General features: G+C 72.7%; 11 protein-coding genes and 1 pseudogene. 7 read left to right on the top strand and 5 right to left on the bottom strand.

Annotated features, from left to right (window positions below):
• Window positions 1-11: 11 nt before the first annotated feature.
• Window positions 12-3,674 (top strand): thiol reductant ABC exporter subunit CydD, encoded by a 3,663-nt coding sequence (cydD, locus tag H180DRAFT_RS04500; protein ID WP_074466628.1) that lies wholly within the window; start codon window positions 12-14, stop codon window positions 3,672-3,674.
• On the opposite strand, the pseudogene H180DRAFT_RS04495 reads toward cydD, so the two are convergent.
• Window positions 3,658-4,473, bottom strand: a pseudogene (locus tag H180DRAFT_RS04495) (HAD family hydrolase); the annotation flags it as partial. The gene cydD and the pseudogene H180DRAFT_RS04495 sit on opposite strands and share 17 nt — an antisense overlap.
• Before the next feature lie 292 nt (window positions 4,474-4,765).
• On the bottom strand, window positions 4,766-5,746 hold the full coding sequence (locus H180DRAFT_RS04490) for an LLM class flavin-dependent oxidoreductase (protein WP_079099877.1): 981 nt from the start codon (window positions 5,744-5,746) through the stop codon (window positions 4,766-4,768).
• Between the two features lie 284 nt (window positions 5,747-6,030).
• Between H180DRAFT_RS04490 and htpX the strand changes: the two genes are divergently transcribed.
• Both htpX and H180DRAFT_RS04480 read left to right on the top strand, forming a co-directional pair.
• Window positions 6,031-6,942 (top strand): zinc metalloprotease HtpX, encoded by a 912-nt coding sequence (htpX, locus tag H180DRAFT_RS04485; RefSeq protein ID WP_055484658.1) that lies wholly within the window; start codon window positions 6,031-6,033, stop codon window positions 6,940-6,942.
• A gap of 40 nt (window positions 6,943-6,982) precedes the next feature.
• Window positions 6,983-7,654, top strand: a complete 672-nt coding sequence (locus H180DRAFT_RS04480) for a PspA-associated protein PspAB (RefSeq protein ID WP_055484908.1) — start codon at window positions 6,983-6,985, stop codon at window positions 7,652-7,654.
• A 227-nt stretch (window positions 7,655-7,881) separates the two neighbouring features.
• Here the strand turns inward: H180DRAFT_RS04480 and H180DRAFT_RS04475 are convergent, their stop codons facing one another.
• The 3 genes from H180DRAFT_RS04475 to H180DRAFT_RS04465 form a co-directional block, all read right to left on the bottom strand.
• The gene (locus tag H180DRAFT_RS04475; protein WP_055484657.1) at window positions 7,882-9,360 is read right to left on the bottom strand and encodes a cryptochrome/photolyase family protein; all 1,479 of its coding nucleotides are present in this window, start codon (window positions 9,358-9,360) and stop codon (window positions 7,882-7,884) included.
• Window positions 9,361-9,731: 371 nt separating this feature from the next.
• On the bottom strand, window positions 9,732-11,042 hold the full coding sequence (locus H180DRAFT_RS04470) for a MerR family transcriptional regulator (RefSeq protein WP_079099840.1): 1,311 nt from the start codon (window positions 11,040-11,042) through the stop codon (window positions 9,732-9,734).
• A complete protein-coding gene (locus tag H180DRAFT_RS04465; RefSeq protein WP_055484906.1) occupies window positions 11,039-12,814 on the bottom strand; it encodes an SDR family oxidoreductase in 1,776 nt (591 codons plus the stop codon). Before H180DRAFT_RS04465 ends, H180DRAFT_RS04470 begins: the two co-directional genes overlap by 4 nt.
• Before the next feature lie 411 nt (window positions 12,815-13,225).
• On the opposite strand from H180DRAFT_RS04465, the gene H180DRAFT_RS04460 reads away from it, so the two are divergent.
• From H180DRAFT_RS04460 to H180DRAFT_RS04445, 4 genes are read left to right on the top strand one after another with little or no spacing between them, the layout of a single operon-like run.
• Entirely contained in the window at window positions 13,226-14,275 is a 1,050-nt protein-coding gene (locus H180DRAFT_RS04460) for an ABC transporter ATP-binding protein (RefSeq protein WP_055484656.1), read from the top strand.
• Window positions 14,265-15,203, top strand: a complete 939-nt coding sequence (locus H180DRAFT_RS04455; RefSeq protein ID WP_079099838.1) for an ABC transporter permease subunit — start codon at window positions 14,265-14,267, stop codon at window positions 15,201-15,203. The genes H180DRAFT_RS04460 and H180DRAFT_RS04455 overlap by 11 nt, the downstream gene beginning before the upstream one ends.
• 49 nt (window positions 15,204-15,252) lie before the next feature.
• On the top strand, window positions 15,253-16,170 hold the full coding sequence (locus tag H180DRAFT_RS04450) for an ABC transporter ATP-binding protein (protein WP_055484655.1): 918 nt from the start codon (window positions 15,253-15,255) through the stop codon (window positions 16,168-16,170).
• 14 nt (window positions 16,171-16,184) lie between these two features.
• The gene (locus tag H180DRAFT_RS04445; RefSeq protein ID WP_055484654.1) at window positions 16,185-16,907 is read left to right on the top strand and encodes an ABC transporter permease subunit; all 723 of its coding nucleotides are present in this window, start codon (window positions 16,185-16,187) and stop codon (window positions 16,905-16,907) included.
• Window positions 16,908-17,026 lie beyond the last annotated feature (119 nt).

Genomic DNA, 17,026 nt, shown 5'->3' with positions numbered 1-17,026 from the left:
GAGCGCCGCCGATGAGGCCCGTCGACCCGCGGCTGCTGGCCCACGCCCGCACCACCCGCGTCTTCCTCGCCGCCTCGGTTGTGCTGGGGCTCGTCTCGGCGCTGCTCGTGATCGGGCAGGCCGTGCTGATCGCGGACCTCGTCGTCCGCGCGTTCGAGGACGGCGCGGGTGTGCACGACCAGCTCCTGCTGCTCCTCGCCGTCACCGCCGGCCGTGCCCTGGTCTCCTGGCTCACGGAACTCGCGGCGCACCGCTCCAGCGCGGCCGTGAAGTCCCAGCTGCGCACACGCCTCCTGGACCACGTGCTCGCCCTCGGCCCGTCCGGGCTCCCGGACCGGCGGACCGGCGAGCTGGCCAACCTCGCCACCCGCGGAATCGACGCCCTCGACGGCTACTTCTCCCGCTACCTTCCCCAGCTCGCCCTGGCCGTCGTCGTGCCCGTCGCCGTGCTGATCCGCGTCGTCGGCGCCGACTGGATCTCCGCCGCGGTCATCCTCGTCACACTCCCCCTCATCCCGCTGTTCATGGCCCTCGTCGGCTGGGCGACGCAGGCCCACACCGACCGCCGGTGGCGCCTGCTCTCCCGGCTGTCCGGCCACTTCCTGGACGTCGTGTCGGGACTGCCCACACTCAAGATCTTCGGCCGCGCGAAGGCCCAGGCCCGCAACATCCGCGCCATCACCGACGACTACCGCCGTGCCACCCTGCGCACCCTGCGCATCGCCTTCCTCTCGTCCCTCGTGCTGGAACTCCTCGCCACCATCTCGGTCGCGCTGGTGGCGGTCGGCATCGGGATGCGGCTGGTGCACGGCGAACTCGACCTGTACACCGGCCTGCTCGTCCTCGTGCTCGCCCCGGAGGCCTATCTGCCGCTGCGCCAGGTCGGCACCCACTACCACGCGGCCGCCGAAGGGCTGTCCCCCGCCGAGGAGGTCTTCGACGTCCTCGCCGAACCGCTCCCGCGCGGTTCCGGCGCACCCGCCCCCGACCTGCGGACGGCCACCCTCACCGTCGACGGGCTCCGCGTACGCCACGAAGGCCGCGCCCACGACTCGCTGCCCGCGACGGACCTGACCCTGCGCCCCGGCGAGACGGTCGCCCTGACGGGACCGTCCGGCGCGGGAAAGTCGACGCTGCTCCAGGCGGTGCTGGGCTTCGCACGGCCCGCCTCGGGCGCCGTCCGCGTCGACGGCACCGACGTGCGCGACCTCGACCCCGGCGGCTGGCACGCCCAGATCGCCTGGGTGCCTCAGCACCCGCACCTGTTCGCGGGCACCGTCGCCGACAACGTCCGCCTGGCACGGCCCACCGCGACCGACGAGCAGGTGACCGCCGCGCTGACCGCCGCGGGAGCCGGCCTCGACCCGGCGACGGCCGTCGGTGAAGCGGGTGCCGGGATCTCCGCGGGGCAGCGCCAACGCGTCGCCCTGGCAAGGGCGTTCCTCACCGACCGGCCGCTCCTCCTGCTCGACGAGCCGACCGCGGCCCTCGACGGCGAGACCGAGTCCTCGGTCGCCGCGACGCTGCGCCGCATCTCCGAGGACCGCACGGTCCTGCTCGTCACGCACCGCCCGGCCCTGCTGGCCACGGCGGACCGGGTGGTCGCACTCGCACCGCCGGTGCCCGCCGCGTCCACGGCCGTTCCGCTGCCGAATGCGACATCCGTGGGCACAACTCACGTGCGTACGGGGTCCGTCGATACGGAGAACGGACAGGGGGACGGACGGGCGGACGCGCCCCGCGAGACCCCCGGGCCGGGCACTGGCGACGATCCCGGCCCGCCCGTGTCCGCGGATGAGCGCGGGCCCGGGGCCCGTCTGACGCTCGCGGCCGTGCTCGGTTCGCTCGCCCTGCTCTGCGCCGTCGGCCTCATGGCCACCTCGGGCTGGCTGATCTCCCGCGCCTCACAGCACCCGCCCGTGCTGTACCTGATGGTCGCCGTCACAGCCACCAGGACCTTCGGTATCGGACGCGCCGTGTTCCGCTACGCCGAGCGCCTCGTCTCGCACGACGCGGTCCTCCGCGTCCTCGCCGACGTACGGGTCCGCATCTACCGCAGGCTCGAACCCCTCGCACCGGCCGGTCTCCGGTTCATGCACCGCGGGGACCTGCTCACCCGTCTCGTCAGCGACGTCGACGCCCTCCAGGACCGCTACCTGCGCTGGCTGCTGCCGGCCGTCGTCGCGGCGGTCACCGGAGCGGCGGCCGTCGCATTCACCGGCGCGCTTCTCCCGTCGGCCGGTGCGGCACTCGCCGCCGGACTGCTGGCGGCCGGCGTCGCCGTCCCGGCACTCACGGCCGCGGTCTCGCGTCGGGCGGAGCGCAGACTCGCCCCGGCACGGGCCGTGTTGACGACGCAGGTGGTCGATCTCCTCACCGGCACCGGGGAGTTGACGGTCGCGGGCGCGCTGCCCGCGCGCAAGGAGGCGGCCCGCGCCGCTGACCGGCGCCTCACCCGCATCGCCGCCCGCTCCTCCGCCGCGGCCGCGCTCGGCTCCGGTCTGACGGCCCTCGCCTGCGGCCTCACGGTCACCGCCGCCGCCTGGGCCGGAACCGCGGCGGTGCACGCGGGACGCCTCGACGGGGTGTGGCTCGCCGCCGTCGTACTCACGCCGCTCGCGGCGTTCGAGGCGGTGAACGGGATGCCCCTCGCCGTCAGTCACCGGCAGCGCGCCCTGCGCTCGGCCCGTCGTGTGCGGGACGTCGTGGACGCGCCGGAACCCGTGCGGGAGCCGGAACACCCGCTGCCCGCACCCGAATCGCCGTTCCCGCTCGTCCTCCGCTCCGTCACGGCGCGCTACCCGGACACGGAGCGCACCGAGCGCCCCGGCACGCTTCGTCCGGACGCTCCGCGCCAGGACGCCGCAAGGCGGCAACCGCCCCCGCCCCTCTCCGGTTTCGACCTGGAGCTCACCCCCGGTCACCGCGTCGCCGTCGTCGGCGCCTCGGGCTCCGGCAAGACCACGCTCGCCCGTACCTTGCTGCGCTTCCTCGACGCGGAGCGCGGCTCGTACACGCTCGGCGGCGCACCCGCCGACGGCGGAGTACCGGCCACCGCACTCAACTCGGACACGGTGCGCCGCTTCGTGGGACTGTGCGCCCAGGACGCCCACGTCTTCGACAGCTCGCTGCGCGAGAATCTGCTCCTCGCGCGCAAGGACGCCACGGACGGCGAACTGCGCAGCGCCCTGGCCGGGGCCCGCCTCGACTCCTGGACGGACCTGCTGCCCGACGGCCTGGACACGCTCGTCGGGGAGCACGGTGCACGCCTCTCCGGCGGGGAGCGTCAACGGCTCGCGCTCGCCCGTGCGTTGCTCGCGGACTTCCCCGTCCTCGTGCTGGACGAGCCCGCAGAACACCTAGACCTGCCCACGGCGGACGCGCTCACCGCCGACCTGCTGGCCGCCACCGAGGGCCGCACCACCGTCCTGATCACGCACCGGCTGAAGGGACTGGAGGCAGTGGACGAGGTGGTCGTGCTCGACGCGGGCCGAACCGTCGAACGCGGCACGTACGGTGAACTGGCCGCCGCCGGCGGGCCGTTCAGCCGGATGCTTGCCCGCGAAGCGGCGAGCGACGCCCCGGCGCGCCGTGACCGCCCACGCCGCCCCGCGCCCCCCGCGGACCGCCGTCCGGCAGCCGTTGCCCGTACCGGAGCAGCAGGTTCTCGATGACCTCGGCGACACCGTCGGCCTCGTTGGAGGACGTGTGGTCGGTGGTGGCGGCAAGCACCTCGGGATGCGCGTTGGCCATCGCGTACGACGTGCCGGCCCAGCTCAGCATCTCCAGGTCGTTCGGCATGTCCCCGAACGCCACGACCTCCTCGGGCCTGACGCCGCGCTGCGCACAGCACCGCGCAAGCGTGCTGGCCTTGCTCACACCCGTACCGCTGATCTCCAGCAGCGCGGACTTGCTGGAGCGGGTGAACTGGGCGTGCGTGCCGGCCACTTCGCGTCCCAGGGCGAGGAACTCGTCCGGCTCCAGCTCCGGGTGGTGGGCCAGCAGCTTCAGCACGGGCTCCTCGTCCTCCGGGCCCAGCAGCTTCTCCACGGGTGCGACGATCCGCACGGGGTCGGGGTGCAGCGCCGGGTACTGCGGGTCGAGGTGGAGGCCGCCGACGCGTTCGACGGCGAAGCTCACGCCGGGAGCCGCCTCGCGGAGCGCTCCGACCACCGCGAGCGCGTCGTACCGCTCCAGCGCCCGTACGTCGACGACCTGACGTCCGCGGTGCAGGTCGACGACCGCGGCGCCGTTCGCACAGATGGCGAGGCCGTGGCCGTGGACGTGGTCGCTGACGACGTCCATCCAGCGGGCGGGGCGCCCTGTGACGAAGAAGACGTCGAGGCCCGCGGCCTCCGCGGCGGCGAGGGTGGCGACGGTGCGTTCGGAGACGGTCTTGTCGTCACGCAGCAGCGTGCCGTCGAGGTCGGTCGCGATCAGGCGGGGCCGTACGGGGTGGGCCGGGGCGGACACGGACACGACCGCGGGAGCGGCGGCGCGGACCCGGGCGGCCCGGGGGGAACCGGCTGCCGGATCGGCGGGGGGAGCGCTGGGTGCGCGGAATGCGGGCGGCTCAGTCACAGCGACCATCTTCCCGCATATGCACGCACACCAGTGCGGAGGGCTCCCCTGATGAGCGGCGAACGGGGCATGTGCCCTCCGCGGCGGCGGGAGCGCCTCCCGGCCGGCGTCCCGCACTGCCCCCGCGTGGTTCTCGCACCTCGCGCGGCTCGCGCACTGCCCCCGCGGTTCTCGCGCTGTGGGTCTACTGCTGTGCCGCCGGGCTCCTGAGCTGCGACGGGCCCTCGGTGGCGATGCGCTCGAAGACCTTCTCGTCGGCGGCGAACTGCGAGTCGGGAATCGGCCAGTGCAGCACGATCTCGGTGATGCCCGCCTCCGCGTACTTCCCGGCGAAGTCGACGAAGGCGTCCACGGAGTCCAGGGGCGTACCCGGCACGAACCCGGTGAGCAGGACCTTCTCCAGCTCCGACGCCTCCCGTCCGGCCTGGTCGCAGGCCGTGCCGAGCCGCTCGATCTGGTCGCGTACGGCCTGGAGCCCCTCGGCGGGGGTGCCCGTCGCGGCGATGCGCGGATCGCCCGTCGTCACCCAGGCCCGGCCGTGGCGCGCGGCGAGCAGCATGCCGCGGGGGCCCGTCGCGGCCACTGCGAAGGGCAGGCGGGGGCGCTGCACACAACCGGGGATGCCGCGCACCTCGTCGGCCGAGTAGAAGGCGCCCCGGTGGGAGACGACCGGTTCGCGGAGCAGCCTGTCCAGCAGCGGCACGAACTCCCCGAAGCGCTCCGCGCGCTCCCGCGGCGTCCACGGCTCCTGGCCGAGCGCCGTCGCGTCGAAGCCGTTGCCGCCCGCGCCGATGCCCAGGGTGAGGCGGCCGCCGCTGATGTCGTCCAGGGACATCAGTTCCTTGGCCAGCGTCACGGGATGCCGGAAGTTGGGCGAGGTGACGAGGGTGCCCAGGCGCATGCGTGATGTGGCCGACGCGGCAGCGGTCAGGGTCGGCAGGGCGCCGAACCACGGTCCGTCGCGGAAGTTGGCCCGCCACGAGAGGTGGTCGTAGGTGTAGGCGGTGCCGAAGCCCAGTTCCTCGGCACGCTGCCACCGGTCGCGTCCGCCCTCGTGCCAGCGCAGTACGGGGAGGATCACGGTGCTCAGTACCGGGGCGGACCCGGCCTGTGACCCGGCCCGCGAGGGACGCGCTCCGGGCGGGGGGAGAGGGGAATCGGCCATGGCGCCGAGCGTACGGCGGGCGGCCGCCGGCCGGTAGCGGCGGGTCAGGTTCCGGCTCCTTTCCGTCATTCGCCAGAACGAAGGTGAAGAGTGGACAATTGCCTCATAAGTGGCGTGCTGAACGCGGCTCGAGCCTGCCGCGGGCGCCCGGCCCGAGGCGGGAAGAGCGGTACGGCACAGCCAGGAAGCGCGGGGATCCGGCGCCCGCCGGGCGTCGTCCGGACCGGCACCCGCCGGTGGCACCGTTGCCCCGCTTCCGCAGAAGTGAGGGAGGAGCGTCCGTCATGGCAGCAGCTCGTGGGCGGTATGTCGCCGACCGTGGACTGACCAGCCGCATGGTGATCACGATGTTCCTCATCGGGCTGCTGTACGTGCTGCTGGTGGGCGTGCTGATCGCACTGCTGGGCAACGCGTGGCCGCTGATCGTGATCGTGGTGGGCGGCCTGTTCGTCGCCCAGTTCTGGTTCAGCGACCGCATCGCGGCCTTCAGCATGGGGGCCCGTGAGGTGACTCCGGAACAGGCACCCGAACTGCACGGTGCCGTCGACCGGCTCTGTGCGCTCGCCGACGTCCCGAAGCCCAAGGTGGCCATGGCCGAGAGCGACGTCCCCAACGCCTTCGCCACGGGGCGCAGTCAGCGCAATTCGATGGTCTGCGCGACGACGGGCCTGATGCGGCGCCTCGAACCGGAGGAGGTCGAGGGCGTCCTCTCGCACGAGCTGTCGCACGTCGCACACCGCGACGTCGCCGTGATGACCATCGCCTCGTTCCTGGGCGTACTGGCCGGCGTGCTGACCAGGGTCGCCCTGTGGAGCGGCCTCAGCGGAGCCGGACGCAACGACCAGAGCGGCCTCGGGATCATCCTGCTGGTGGTCCCGCTGGTGAGCATCGTCGTCTACATCCTCAGCTTCATGCTGACCCGGCTGCTCTCGCGCTACCGCGAACTGTCCGCGGACCGCGCGGGCGCGCTGCTCACGGGCCGGCCGTCCGCGCTGGCCTCCGCACTGACCAAGGTCACGGGCCAGATGTCCCGCATCCCCACCCGCGATCTGCGGAAGGCCGAGCCCTTCAACGCCTTCTTCTTCGCGCCCGCCTTCTCCGGCGAGACCGTCGCCACGCTGTTCTCCTCGCACCCGCCGCTGGAGCGGCGCCTGGAGCAGCTGAGCCGCATCTCGGCGCAGCTCGGGCAGCAGTGATCAGAAACCGCCGCGCACCAGTACGAGGGACGTGAACTCCGTGGGCCTTCTCGACGCACTTCTCGGCCGCAGCAAACCCGTGCGCCCCGACCTCGACCAGCTCTTCGCTCTGCCGTCGGCCGCCATCACCCTTCAGGCCGGTGCGGACCTCGTACCGACGGGGCTGGGGTCGGTGTGCTTCGCGAGCGTGGAGGGCGGCGCCTTCAAGCAGTTGCAGCGCGACGTGCGGCAGCTGCTCGACACCGACCGTGCCGGGAACTCCTCCCGGGCCGGAGGCACAGGGGGAGGGACCGGGGCCGGCGGTGCGGGGGATGCGGGGGGAGGTGTCCCCGTGGAGTTCAGCCGGGACGAGTACGGCTACACCTGGCTCGTGGCCAGGCACGAGCCCGAGGAGACGGTCGAGCTCGTCAACGATCTGCACGCCGTGAACACCCTGCTCGAAGAGAACGGGTTCGGGCCCCAGCTGCTGTGTTCGCTCGTGGGCTTCCGGGGGGCGGAGGAGACGGAGAGCGAAGGGGCCGCGGCGCGCTCGCTCGCCCTCGTCTACCTCTACAAGCGCGGCACCTTCTATCCGTTCGCCCCTCGGGCCGGGCGGAAGGAGAAGCGGGACAGCGCACTGGAGCTGCAGATACGCGGGCTGCTGACCGACGACCTGCCCGTCGAGGAGGACCTCGGCCGCTGGTTCCCCGTCTGGGGAGCGCCCGGCCTCTGAGCCCGCTCCGCTCGGCGGGGATTACGGGGCCGCTCGGCCGGGATTACGGGGCCGCTCGGCGGGGCGGGGCCCTGAGGGGGCTCTACGGTCCTGAGGCGGCTCGGCCCCGGGCTCCGGACGGCCGGAGAGGGGCCACCGGAGAGCGGCCACCGGAGCTGGTCTCCGGGACAGGAGCTCCGGGACAGGGTCTCCGGAGCGGGTCTCCCGGACAGGGTCTCCGGAGCGGGTCAGGGGCGCCGCCGTGCGCGTTCCTGCGCCACCACCTCGTCCAGGTCGGCGATGCGGTGGAGGTTGCGCAGCTGCGGAGCGATGCGCCAATTGCCCGCCAGCCGGGCTTCGTTGCGGGAGAGGAACCACCAGTACCCGGCGGTGTACGGACACGCCTCGTCACCGGTGCGCGCCGTCGGGCGGTAGACGCAGTCGTGGCAGAAGTCGCTCATCCGGTTGATGTAGGCCCCGCCCGCCGCGTACGGCTTGGTGGTGATCCGGCCGCCGTCCGCGTACTGGGACATGCCGATGACGTTGGCGGCCATGACCCATTCGTAGCCGTCGACGAAGCAGCGGTGGAACCAGTCGCAGAGCTCGGCGGGGTTCCAGCCGCGCTGCAGGCCGTAGTTGCCGAGGATCATCAGGCGCGGGATGTGGTGCGTCCAGCCCCGGTCGCGCACGTCCCGCAGCACGGTGGACAGACAGCGAGCCCGCACGTCCTCGGCGTCGAGCCCCGCGAACCAGTCCGGCAGGCGCCGTCGTGCCCGCAGCGCGTTGCGCTTCGCGTATCCGCGTCCGAAGTGCCAGTAGGTGTGCCACATGTAGTCACGCCACCCGATGACCTGACGGATGTAACCCTCGGCGCTGCGCAGCGGCACCCTGCCCTCGCGCCACGCCTTCTCGGCGGCCCGCACGCACTCCATGGGATCCAGCAGGCCGAGGTTCAGGGCCGCGGAGAGCCTGCTGTGGCTCATGTCGGGATCGCCGGCCAGCATGGCGTCCTCATAGGGGCCGAAGGTGGGCAGCCGCTTCTCGACGAAGGACCTCAGGGCTCGACGGGCCTCGGCCCGGGTCGCGGGGAACTGCCGCGGTCCGTCGCGGCCGACGAAGGCGACCTCGCCCCTGCGTTCGGCCTCGTCGAGGTCCGCGCGCACCTCGGCGTCGATGTCGTCCTCCTTCGGGACGTACGGCGGGGGAAGGGACAGCCGGCCGGCTTCGGGCGGCGGCTCCCTGTTCTCCTTGTCGAGGTTCCACTGCCCGCCGGCGGGTTCGTCGCCGTCCATCAGGAGGCCGGTCGCTCTGCGGGCGCCGCGGTAGAAGTCCTCCATACGCAGCTGGCTGTCGCCGCGCCGGGCCGCCCACTCCTCGAAGTGGTCGCGGCCGGTGGCGAATCCGCGTGACGGGAGGACTCTCACTCCGTCGAGACTCCGCACGAAGTCGGCGGCGGCACGGGACGTGGGCCCGCAGACCGTCAGCGGTCCGCGCACGCGAGCGAGCGCGTCCCGGTAGGTGTCGGCCCGGACGAAGAGTGCCTGCTCGCCCAGCTCCGCGGCCCTGTGCCGCAGCGCCGAGAGCACCAGATGGGCCTTCTGCCGGTGGAAGCGGCGGCGGCGCAGCACCGCGCGCGACTCGATCAGCAGTACCGGCTGGTCCTTGCCGTCCAGGAAGTGCGGGCCCAGCTGGTCCGCGAAACACCAGCGGCGCTCTGGATCTGCCATCCACCCACACTGCGGCAGCACGGCGTGCTCCGCACACGCGGACGGTCCACCGGAGGGTGGCGTGCGCGGCCCAGGTGGGGCGGCCCGCGGCGAGTGGGGCGGCCTCCGCTGGGGCGGCCCGCGGCGGGGAAGCTCCGGCAGGGGGCGGGAGACCTACGGCAGGGGCGGGGGACGCCGAGGGTGAGGCGCAGGTTCCGGTGGGGTGGAGTGGGACGACGGGCGAGGGTGCGGTGTGGGGGAGTGTGTGCGGCGTGGTGGGGGTGGTGGCGGTGCGGTGTGGTCGGGTGCGGTGCGGAGGGTAAGGGTGCGGGTGCGGGTGCGGGTGCGGGTGCGGTCGGGCGCGTGCGGGTGGTCGAGGCTGCCGGTTGGCGCTAGCGGGAACCCGGCGTTCGTCCGGCCGGGGTCTCGCCGATGCCTGCGAGGCGGTCCATGGCGCGGGCCCGGACCTCGCGCTCGGCCGCCGCCGCTATGAAGGCGGCGGCCTGCTCGGCCCCGACCAGTTTCCTCACGGCGGCCAGAGTCGCGGCGGGGAGCCGCACCGGCTCCCCGGCCGGCGCTTCCGTGCCTGGTGTTCTCGTCTCCGCCGTTTCCGTGCCCGGTGTTTCCGTGCCCGGTGTTTCCGTGCCCGGTGTTTTCGTGCCCGGTGTTTTCGTGTCTGCCGGTTCCGGGAGCGTCGCTTCTGCGCCTCTCATCACTGGGGCGGTCGCATGCGGGGCGGACGCATGCGTTGCCGGCGCTTCCGTGCCCGCCGGTTCCGGGAGCGTCGCCTGCGTGCCCGGCGCTTCTCCGGCCGACGTGCCCGGCGCTTCTCCGGCCGAGGTGCCCGGCCCGGCGCCGTCGGGCCGCACGTCCTCCCGCCCGTACCCGTCCCACTCCACCCCACCCGACCCCGCGTCCTCCACCCCGTCCGCGGCCCGCCGCAGATGTTCGCGAAGGCTGCGGGAGGCGAACGTCCGCATGGCGCGGGCCAGTTCGGCGTCGACGGTCTGCTTCGCCAGTGGGCGCAGCCGCCGTACGAGGCCTGCCGTCTCCGAGGCGTCCTCGTCCGAGGGGTTTGGATGCAGGCAGCGCCGGAAGATGTGCTCGTCGGTGAGTTCCATGAAGCGGGCCGCTATGCCCTCCACCTGGGTGCGCAGTTCGCGCAGGTGCTCGGTGAGCGCGAGCAACGGCACGCCTGCCCGGTGCAGTTCGGCGGCCACGGCAAGTTCCTGCGGGCTGGGGAGGAGATACTCGCCCGGCCTTTCCGGCAGCGGCACCAGCACCCCCAGCTCGACCGCCTCGGCCACGGCGCCGTCGGTGTCGCCGGAACCCCCGCCGAAGAGTTCGTCCAGCTCGGAACGGGTCATGCGCTCCGGCTCCTCGTCGGTCCACGGCCCCTCGACTTCCGAGACGAGCCCCAGGACACCGCTCAGCCCGCGGCCTTCGTCCCACGCCTCCAGCAGTTCCTTGATGGACGCGAGCGTGTACCCCCGCTCCAGCAGTGCGGATATCTGTCTGAGCCGTGTCAGGTGGGTGTCGTCGTAGACGTTGGCCCGTCCGCGTCTGCCGGGCCGGGGGAGCAGGCCCCGGTCCTGGTAGGCGCGGATCGTGCGGACGGTGGCCCCGCTGTGCCCGGCCAGGTCCTCGATGCGGTACCGACCTCCGGTGCTGCGTCCGGCGAGGCCGTCACGGCCCACCGTCACAGCGGTGGCTCGATCCGCGCGATGCCCCGCACTACGCGCGGAGCCACCCGGGAGAGCACCCGGACGACGCGGGCCTCCGGCGTCACCGGGGCCACCGCCTGGTTGCGCACGACCGCCCGCATGATGGCCTTCGCGGCCTTCTCCGGAGGATAGTTGCGCAGCTTGTACAGGCGGGCCACCCGCTCCCGGCGGCGTTGCTGCGCCGCCTCGTCGAGGCCGACGAAGCGTGCCGTCCTGGTGATGTCGGTGTCGACCGGACCGGGACAGACCGCGGTGACACCGATGCCCCGCCCTGCCAGTTCGGCGCGCAGGCACTCGCTGAGCATCAGGACCGCGGCCTTCGACGTGCCGTACGCGGGCAGCAGCCGCGTGGGCTGGTAGGCCGCCTCCGAGGCGACGTTGACGATGTGCCCGCCCTGGCCCCGCTCCGCCATCTGCCTGCCGAAGAGACGGCAGCCGTGGATGACGCCCCACAGATTGACGTCCAGTGTCCGCTTCCAGTCCTCGACAGTGGTGTCGAGGAAGGGACCGGAGACGCCTATGCCGGCGTTGTTGACGAGTACGTCGAGGACTCCGTGGTCCGCCGCGACCCTGGCGGCCAGCTTCTCCATCTGGTGCTGGTCGCCGACGTCGGCCGTCTCGGCCCAGGCCCGCGGGGCTCCGGCCCGCTCCGCCGACTCGGCGGTGCGCGCGGCCCGTTCGCCGTCGACGTCGACCGCCACGATCCGCGCACCGGCAGCGGCGAAAGCGAGGGCCGTGGCTCTGCCGATGCCGCTTCCCGCCCCGGTGACCAGCACGAGTGAACCGCCGAACCGCTCCGCGTACGGGCCGCCGCCCGGGTACACGCGCACGGGCTCGTCGGGGCCGGCGGCCCTGCCGGACTCCTGCGCGTCGACGAAGTCGCCGATCCAGACGGCGAGTTGATCGGGCCGGCTGCGCGGGATCCAGTGCTTGGCGTCCAGGGTCCGGCGGACGAGGCCGGGCGCCCACGACTCGACGTCGTCGTACAGCCGTTCACTCAGGAAGGCGTCGCGGGTCGGGATGATCATCTGGACGGGCACATGGGCGTGGCAGTCCTCGCGGGGGTGCCGCAGCCTGAAGCGGACGTTGTCGCGGTAGAGCCATGCGCCGTGCGCGGCGTCGCGCGCGAGCGAGGACGTGGGGTAGCCGTCGGCCGGAAGCTTCTCGGCCCTGCGCAGCAGCTTCGGCCAGGCCCGCGACAGCGGCCCGCGCCACGCCAGTTCGGGCAGCACCGGGGTGTGCAGCATGTAGACGTACCAGGAGCGGGCACCCTGGCCGGCGGCCTGCGCGAGCCGCCGCGGGGCGGGCCGCCTCACCCGCTTCCTGAGCCAGTGGCCGAAGTGGTCGAGGGACGGGCCCGACATCGAGGTGAACGAGGCGATACGGCCCCTGGTCTCCGCCGAGGTGGCGAACTCCCAGCCCTGCACGGAGCCCCAGTCGTGCCCGACCACGTGCACGGGCCGCCCGGGGGACACCGCGCCCGCGACGGCCAGGAAGTCCTGCGTCAGCTTCTCCAGCGTGAAACCGCCGCGCAGCGGCTTCGGGGCGGAGGAGCGGCCGCAACCGCGGACGTCGTAGAGCACCACGTGGAAGCGGTCGCTCAGCCGGGAGGCGACCCTCGACCAGACCTCCTTGCTGTCCGGGTAGCCGTGGATCAGCACCACTGCGGGGGCCTCCGGATCACCCAGCTCCGCCACGCACAGCTCGACGCCCTCCGGCGTGCGCACCCGTCGCTCGCGCGCGCCCTCCAGCCCCTCCTCCGCGTCCGCGCGCGGGCCCCGACCCGCACCCGTGTCCGGCCCCCCGGAGGGAGGCTCCCTGCGCCGGCCCGTGCCCTGCTCCCCGCCCGCTCCGCCGCCCCCGCCGCCGTTCCGCTCGCCCACAGTTCCCCCAGCCCTTCGAGGCGGGACAGGACCCACGCCCCACCCCGCCGCGTATCCGACACCGGTCAATGTGACAACGGACGATGGCGGAGTCAACAGGCCGCTCAAGCCTGTGGAAAACAGCGGTGATCCATTGGCGGGCCGCCTGGCCCACGGGGTTTTCGCCTGCCTTGTCCTACGACCCCCTTAAGGGAGCATCACCCTTCGGTACCAGTCGCATCCAGCCCCCCAGAGGGACGTGACACACGGCCCCGAGGCCATAGCGTCTGGAGGGTGACTGTGATTGCTATCGAAAGCCTGACCAAGCGGTACCCACGGGTGACCGCGCTGGACCGGCTGACCGTGGGCATCACACCGGGTGTTACCGGCCTGGTGGGCGCCAACGGGGCCGGAAAGTCGACCCTCATCAAGATCCTGCTCGGTCTCTCCCCCGCGACCCAGGGCGGCGCAACCGTCCTCGGACTGGACGTGGCACGGGAGGGCGAGGCGATCCGCGAGCGCGTCGGATACATGCCCGAGCACGACTGCCTGCCGCCCGACGTCTCCGCGACGGAGTTCGTCGTCCACATGGCGCGCATGTCCGGGCTCCCCTTCACCGCCGCACGTGAACGCACGGCCGACACCCTGCGCCACGTGGGTCTGTACGAGGAGCGCTACCGCCCGATGGGCGGCTATTCGACGGGAATGAAGCAGCGCGTGAAGCTCGCGCAGGCTCTCGTGCACGACCCGAAGCTGGTGCTGCTCGACGAGCCGACCAACGGCCTCGACCCCGTCGGCCGCGACGAGATGCTCGCGCTGATCCGCCGCGTCCACACGGACTTCGGCATCTCCGTGCTCGTCACGTCCCACCTGCTGGGCGAGCTGGAACGCACCTGCGACCACGTCGTCGTCATCGACGGCGGCAAGCTGCTGCGCGCCTCCAGCACGGCCGACTTCACCAAGAGCACCGCGTCCCTGGCGGTGGAGGTCACCGACACCGACGCCCACCCGGACGGGACGGAGGCGCTGCGCTCCGCGCTGGCCGCCGCCGGGCTGTCCGCGCAGCCCCCCGGCACGGCGGGCGCGCCCGGGGCAGGACATGTGCTCATGGTCGACGCCACCGACGAGTCGGCGTACGACACCGTCCGCGACACCGTCATAGAACTCGGCCTCGGCCTGGTGCGGATGGAACAGCGCCGCCACCACATCGCGGAGGTCTTCAACTCGGAGCCCGGCGCCGGGACTTCCGCCCACGCCGACCACTCCGCCGATGCCGCGGCCGGCTCCGGCGCTCCCGCGGCCGGCCGTGAACTCCAGCCGCAGAAGGGAGGCAGCGGCGATGTCGCCTGAGCCTCACGGCAGCACGCCCGTCGCGACCGCCGGCAAGCCGCCGGGGCAGCGCGGCGAGGACGTCATCCACAACATCGGCTACCGCAACTACGAGGGCCCGCGCCTGGGCCGCGGCTACGCCCGGAAGTCCCTCTTCGCGCAGTCGCTGCGCGGCGCCTACGGACTCGGCCGGTCGGCCAAGTCCAAGGTGCTGCCCATGATCCTCTTCGCGGTCATGTGCGTGCCCGCCGCGATCGTCGTCGCCGTCACGGTCTTCACCAAGGCCAAGGAGATGCCGATCGACTACAACGCGTACGTCATCCAGATGCAGCCCGTCATCGGCGTCTACATCGCCGCCATGGCACCGCAGGCCGTCTCCCTCGACCTGCGCTTCCGCGTCGTGCCGCTGTACTTCTCGCGTCCCATCCGGCGCGGGGACTACGTCGGTGCCAAGTACGCCGCGCTCGCCGCCGCGATCTTCGTCTTCACGGCGACGTCCGTCCTCATCCTCTACGTCGGGGCGATGCTGGCGAAGCTCGACTTCGGCGACGAGACGAAGGGCTTCGCGTACGGACTCGTCTGCTGCGCCGTCTTCTCGGTGCTGCACGCCGGCCTCGCACTCACGGTGGCCGCGGCGACACCGAGGCGCGGCTTCGGGGTCGCCGCCATCATCGCCGTGCTGACGATCCCCTACATGCTCGTCAGCGCCCTGCAGGGGATCACCGCCTCCCAGGACAACACCTCCGCCATCGGCTGGATCGGCCTGGCGTCGCCGGGTTCGCTCATCGACGGCCTGCAGAGCAAGTTCCTGGACGGCACCCACGCCTTCCCGGGCGGCCCGCCGGACCTGACGAACGCGCAGGCGGCGGCGTACGCCGTGCTGACCGCCGTACTCGTCGCCGGCACGTACGCCCTGCTGCTGCGCCGCTACCGGAAGGCCGGGCTGTGAGGCCCGGCCGGTTGCCCGCCGTCATCCTCGGAAGGAACGGGCCACGCCCATGACAACGCTGCATATCGACCACACCTCCCGCTGGTTCGGGAACGTCGTCGCCGTCAACGACATCACCATGGACATCGGCCCCGGCGTGACGGGCCTGCTGGGCCCGAACGGTGCGGGCAAGTCGACGCTGATCAACATGATGGGCGGGTTCCTGCCGCCGTCGACCGGGACCGTCACGCTGGACGGGGCGCCGATCTGGCGCAACCAGGCGGCCTACAAGGAGATCGGCCTCGTCCCCGAGCGTGAGGGGATGTACGACTTCCTCACCGGCTGGGACTTCGTACTGGCCAACGCCGAACTGCACAAGCTGTCCGACCCGGCGGCGGCCACCCGCAGGGCGCTGGCCACCGTCGAGATGGAGCAGGCGCAGGACCGCAAGATCTCCACGTACAGCAAGGGCATGCGCCAGCGCGTGAAGATGGCGTCCGCGCTGGTGCACGACCCCTCGGTGCTGCTGCTCGACGAGCCGTTCAACGGCATGGACCCGCGCCAGCGCATGCAGCTGATGCAGCTGCTGCGGCAGATGGGCGACGCGGGCCGCACGGTGCTCTTCTCCTCGCACATCCTGGAGGAGGTCGAGCAGCTCGCGTCCCACATCGAGGTCGTCGTCGCCGGCAGGCACGCGGCCAGCGGCGACTTCCGCAAGATCCGCCGCCTGATGACGGACCGCCCGCACCGCTACCTCGTGCGCTCCAGCGACGACCGGCGCCTCGCGGCGGCCCTCATCGCCGACGACTCCACGGCGGCCATCGAGCTGGACTGGAACGAGAAGGCTCTGCAGATCCAGGCCATCGACTTCGGCCGGTTCACTCAGGTCCTTCCCCGGCTCGCCCGCGAGCACGGCATCCGGCTCTACACGGTCTCGCCCTCGGACGAGTCCCTGGAGAGCGTCTTCTCGTACCTCGTCGCGGCCTGAAGGGAGCCCTCTCGATGTACAACACGACAGTCGCACGGCTCACCTGGAGGGCCCTGCTCGGGCGCCGCCGCGCACTTCTGCTCTGCGCCCTCCCGGCGCTGCTGCTCCTCGTCGCCGTGGCGGTGCGCCTGCTCGGCGACGTGGACGACGACGTCACCAAGCAGCTGCTGGGCGGCTTCGCGATGGCCACGATCGTGCCGCTCATCGGCGTCGTCGCCGGTACGGGCGCCATCGGACCGGAGATCGACGACGGCTCGGTCGTCTACCTGCTGGCCAAACCGGTCAGGCGATCCAGCATCGTCGTGACGAAGCTGCTCGTCGCGATCGGTGTGACGGTCGCCTTCTCGGCCGTCCCGATGTTCCTCGCCGGCTACATCCTCAACGGCAACGGGCAGCAGATCGCCGTGGCCTACGCGGTCGCCGCGGCCGCGGCATCCGTCGCCTACAGCGCGCTGTTCCTGCTGCTGGGCACCGTCTCACGGCACGCCGTGGTGTTCGGCCTGGTCTACGCCCTGATCTGGGAGGCCCTCTTCGGCAGCCTGGTGCCGGGGGCGCGTGAGCTGTCCGTGCAGCAGTGGGCCCTGACGCTGGCGCAGAAGGTCGGCGGCAGCGGCGCGGGCATCACCTCGGAGGTCGGCACGGCCACGGGTGTGACGCTGCTGGTCGTCGCCACCCTTGGGGGTGCCTGGTACGCGGCCCGCAGGCTGCGCGTCTTCACCCTCGCCGGGGAGGAGTGAGACCGCCTTCCCGCCGTCGGCATCCGGCGGGACGGCGAACGGGGCAACGGTCACGCGACCGTGGCCCCGTTCGTCTCGCGCTGTCGCCGCCGCCGAACGGCAGCCGTCGTGCAGAAGCC

Origin of the sequence: Streptomyces sp. WMMB 322 (assembly GCF_900090145.1) — a bacterium.
Lineage (GTDB): Bacteria > Actinomycetota > Actinomycetes > Streptomycetales > Streptomycetaceae > Streptomyces.
The sequence above is the reverse complement of the archived record's forward strand: the minus strand, read 5'-3'. Positions and strand labels throughout refer to the sequence as shown.

Coding starts and splice junctions, on each gene's coding strand:
- cydD (WP_074466628.1), top strand. CDS start 12: ATGAGGCCCGTCGACCCGCGGCTGCTGGCCCACGCCCGCACCACCCGC.
- H180DRAFT_RS04490 (WP_079099877.1), bottom strand. CDS start 5,746: ATGGCCGATTCCCCTCTCCCCCCGCCCGGAGCGCGTCCCTCGCGGGCC.
- htpX (WP_055484658.1), top strand. CDS start 6,031: ATGGCAGCAGCTCGTGGGCGGTATGTCGCCGACCGTGGACTGACCAGC.
- H180DRAFT_RS04475 (WP_055484657.1), bottom strand. CDS start 9,360: ATGGCAGATCCAGAGCGCCGCTGGTGTTTCGCGGACCAGCTGGGCCCG.
- H180DRAFT_RS04455 (WP_079099838.1), top strand. CDS start 14,265: ATGTCGCCTGAGCCTCACGGCAGCACGCCCGTCGCGACCGCCGGCAAG.
- H180DRAFT_RS04450 (WP_055484655.1), top strand. CDS start 15,253: ATGACAACGCTGCATATCGACCACACCTCCCGCTGGTTCGGGAACGTC.
- H180DRAFT_RS04445 (WP_055484654.1), top strand. CDS start 16,185: ATGTACAACACGACAGTCGCACGGCTCACCTGGAGGGCCCTGCTCGGG.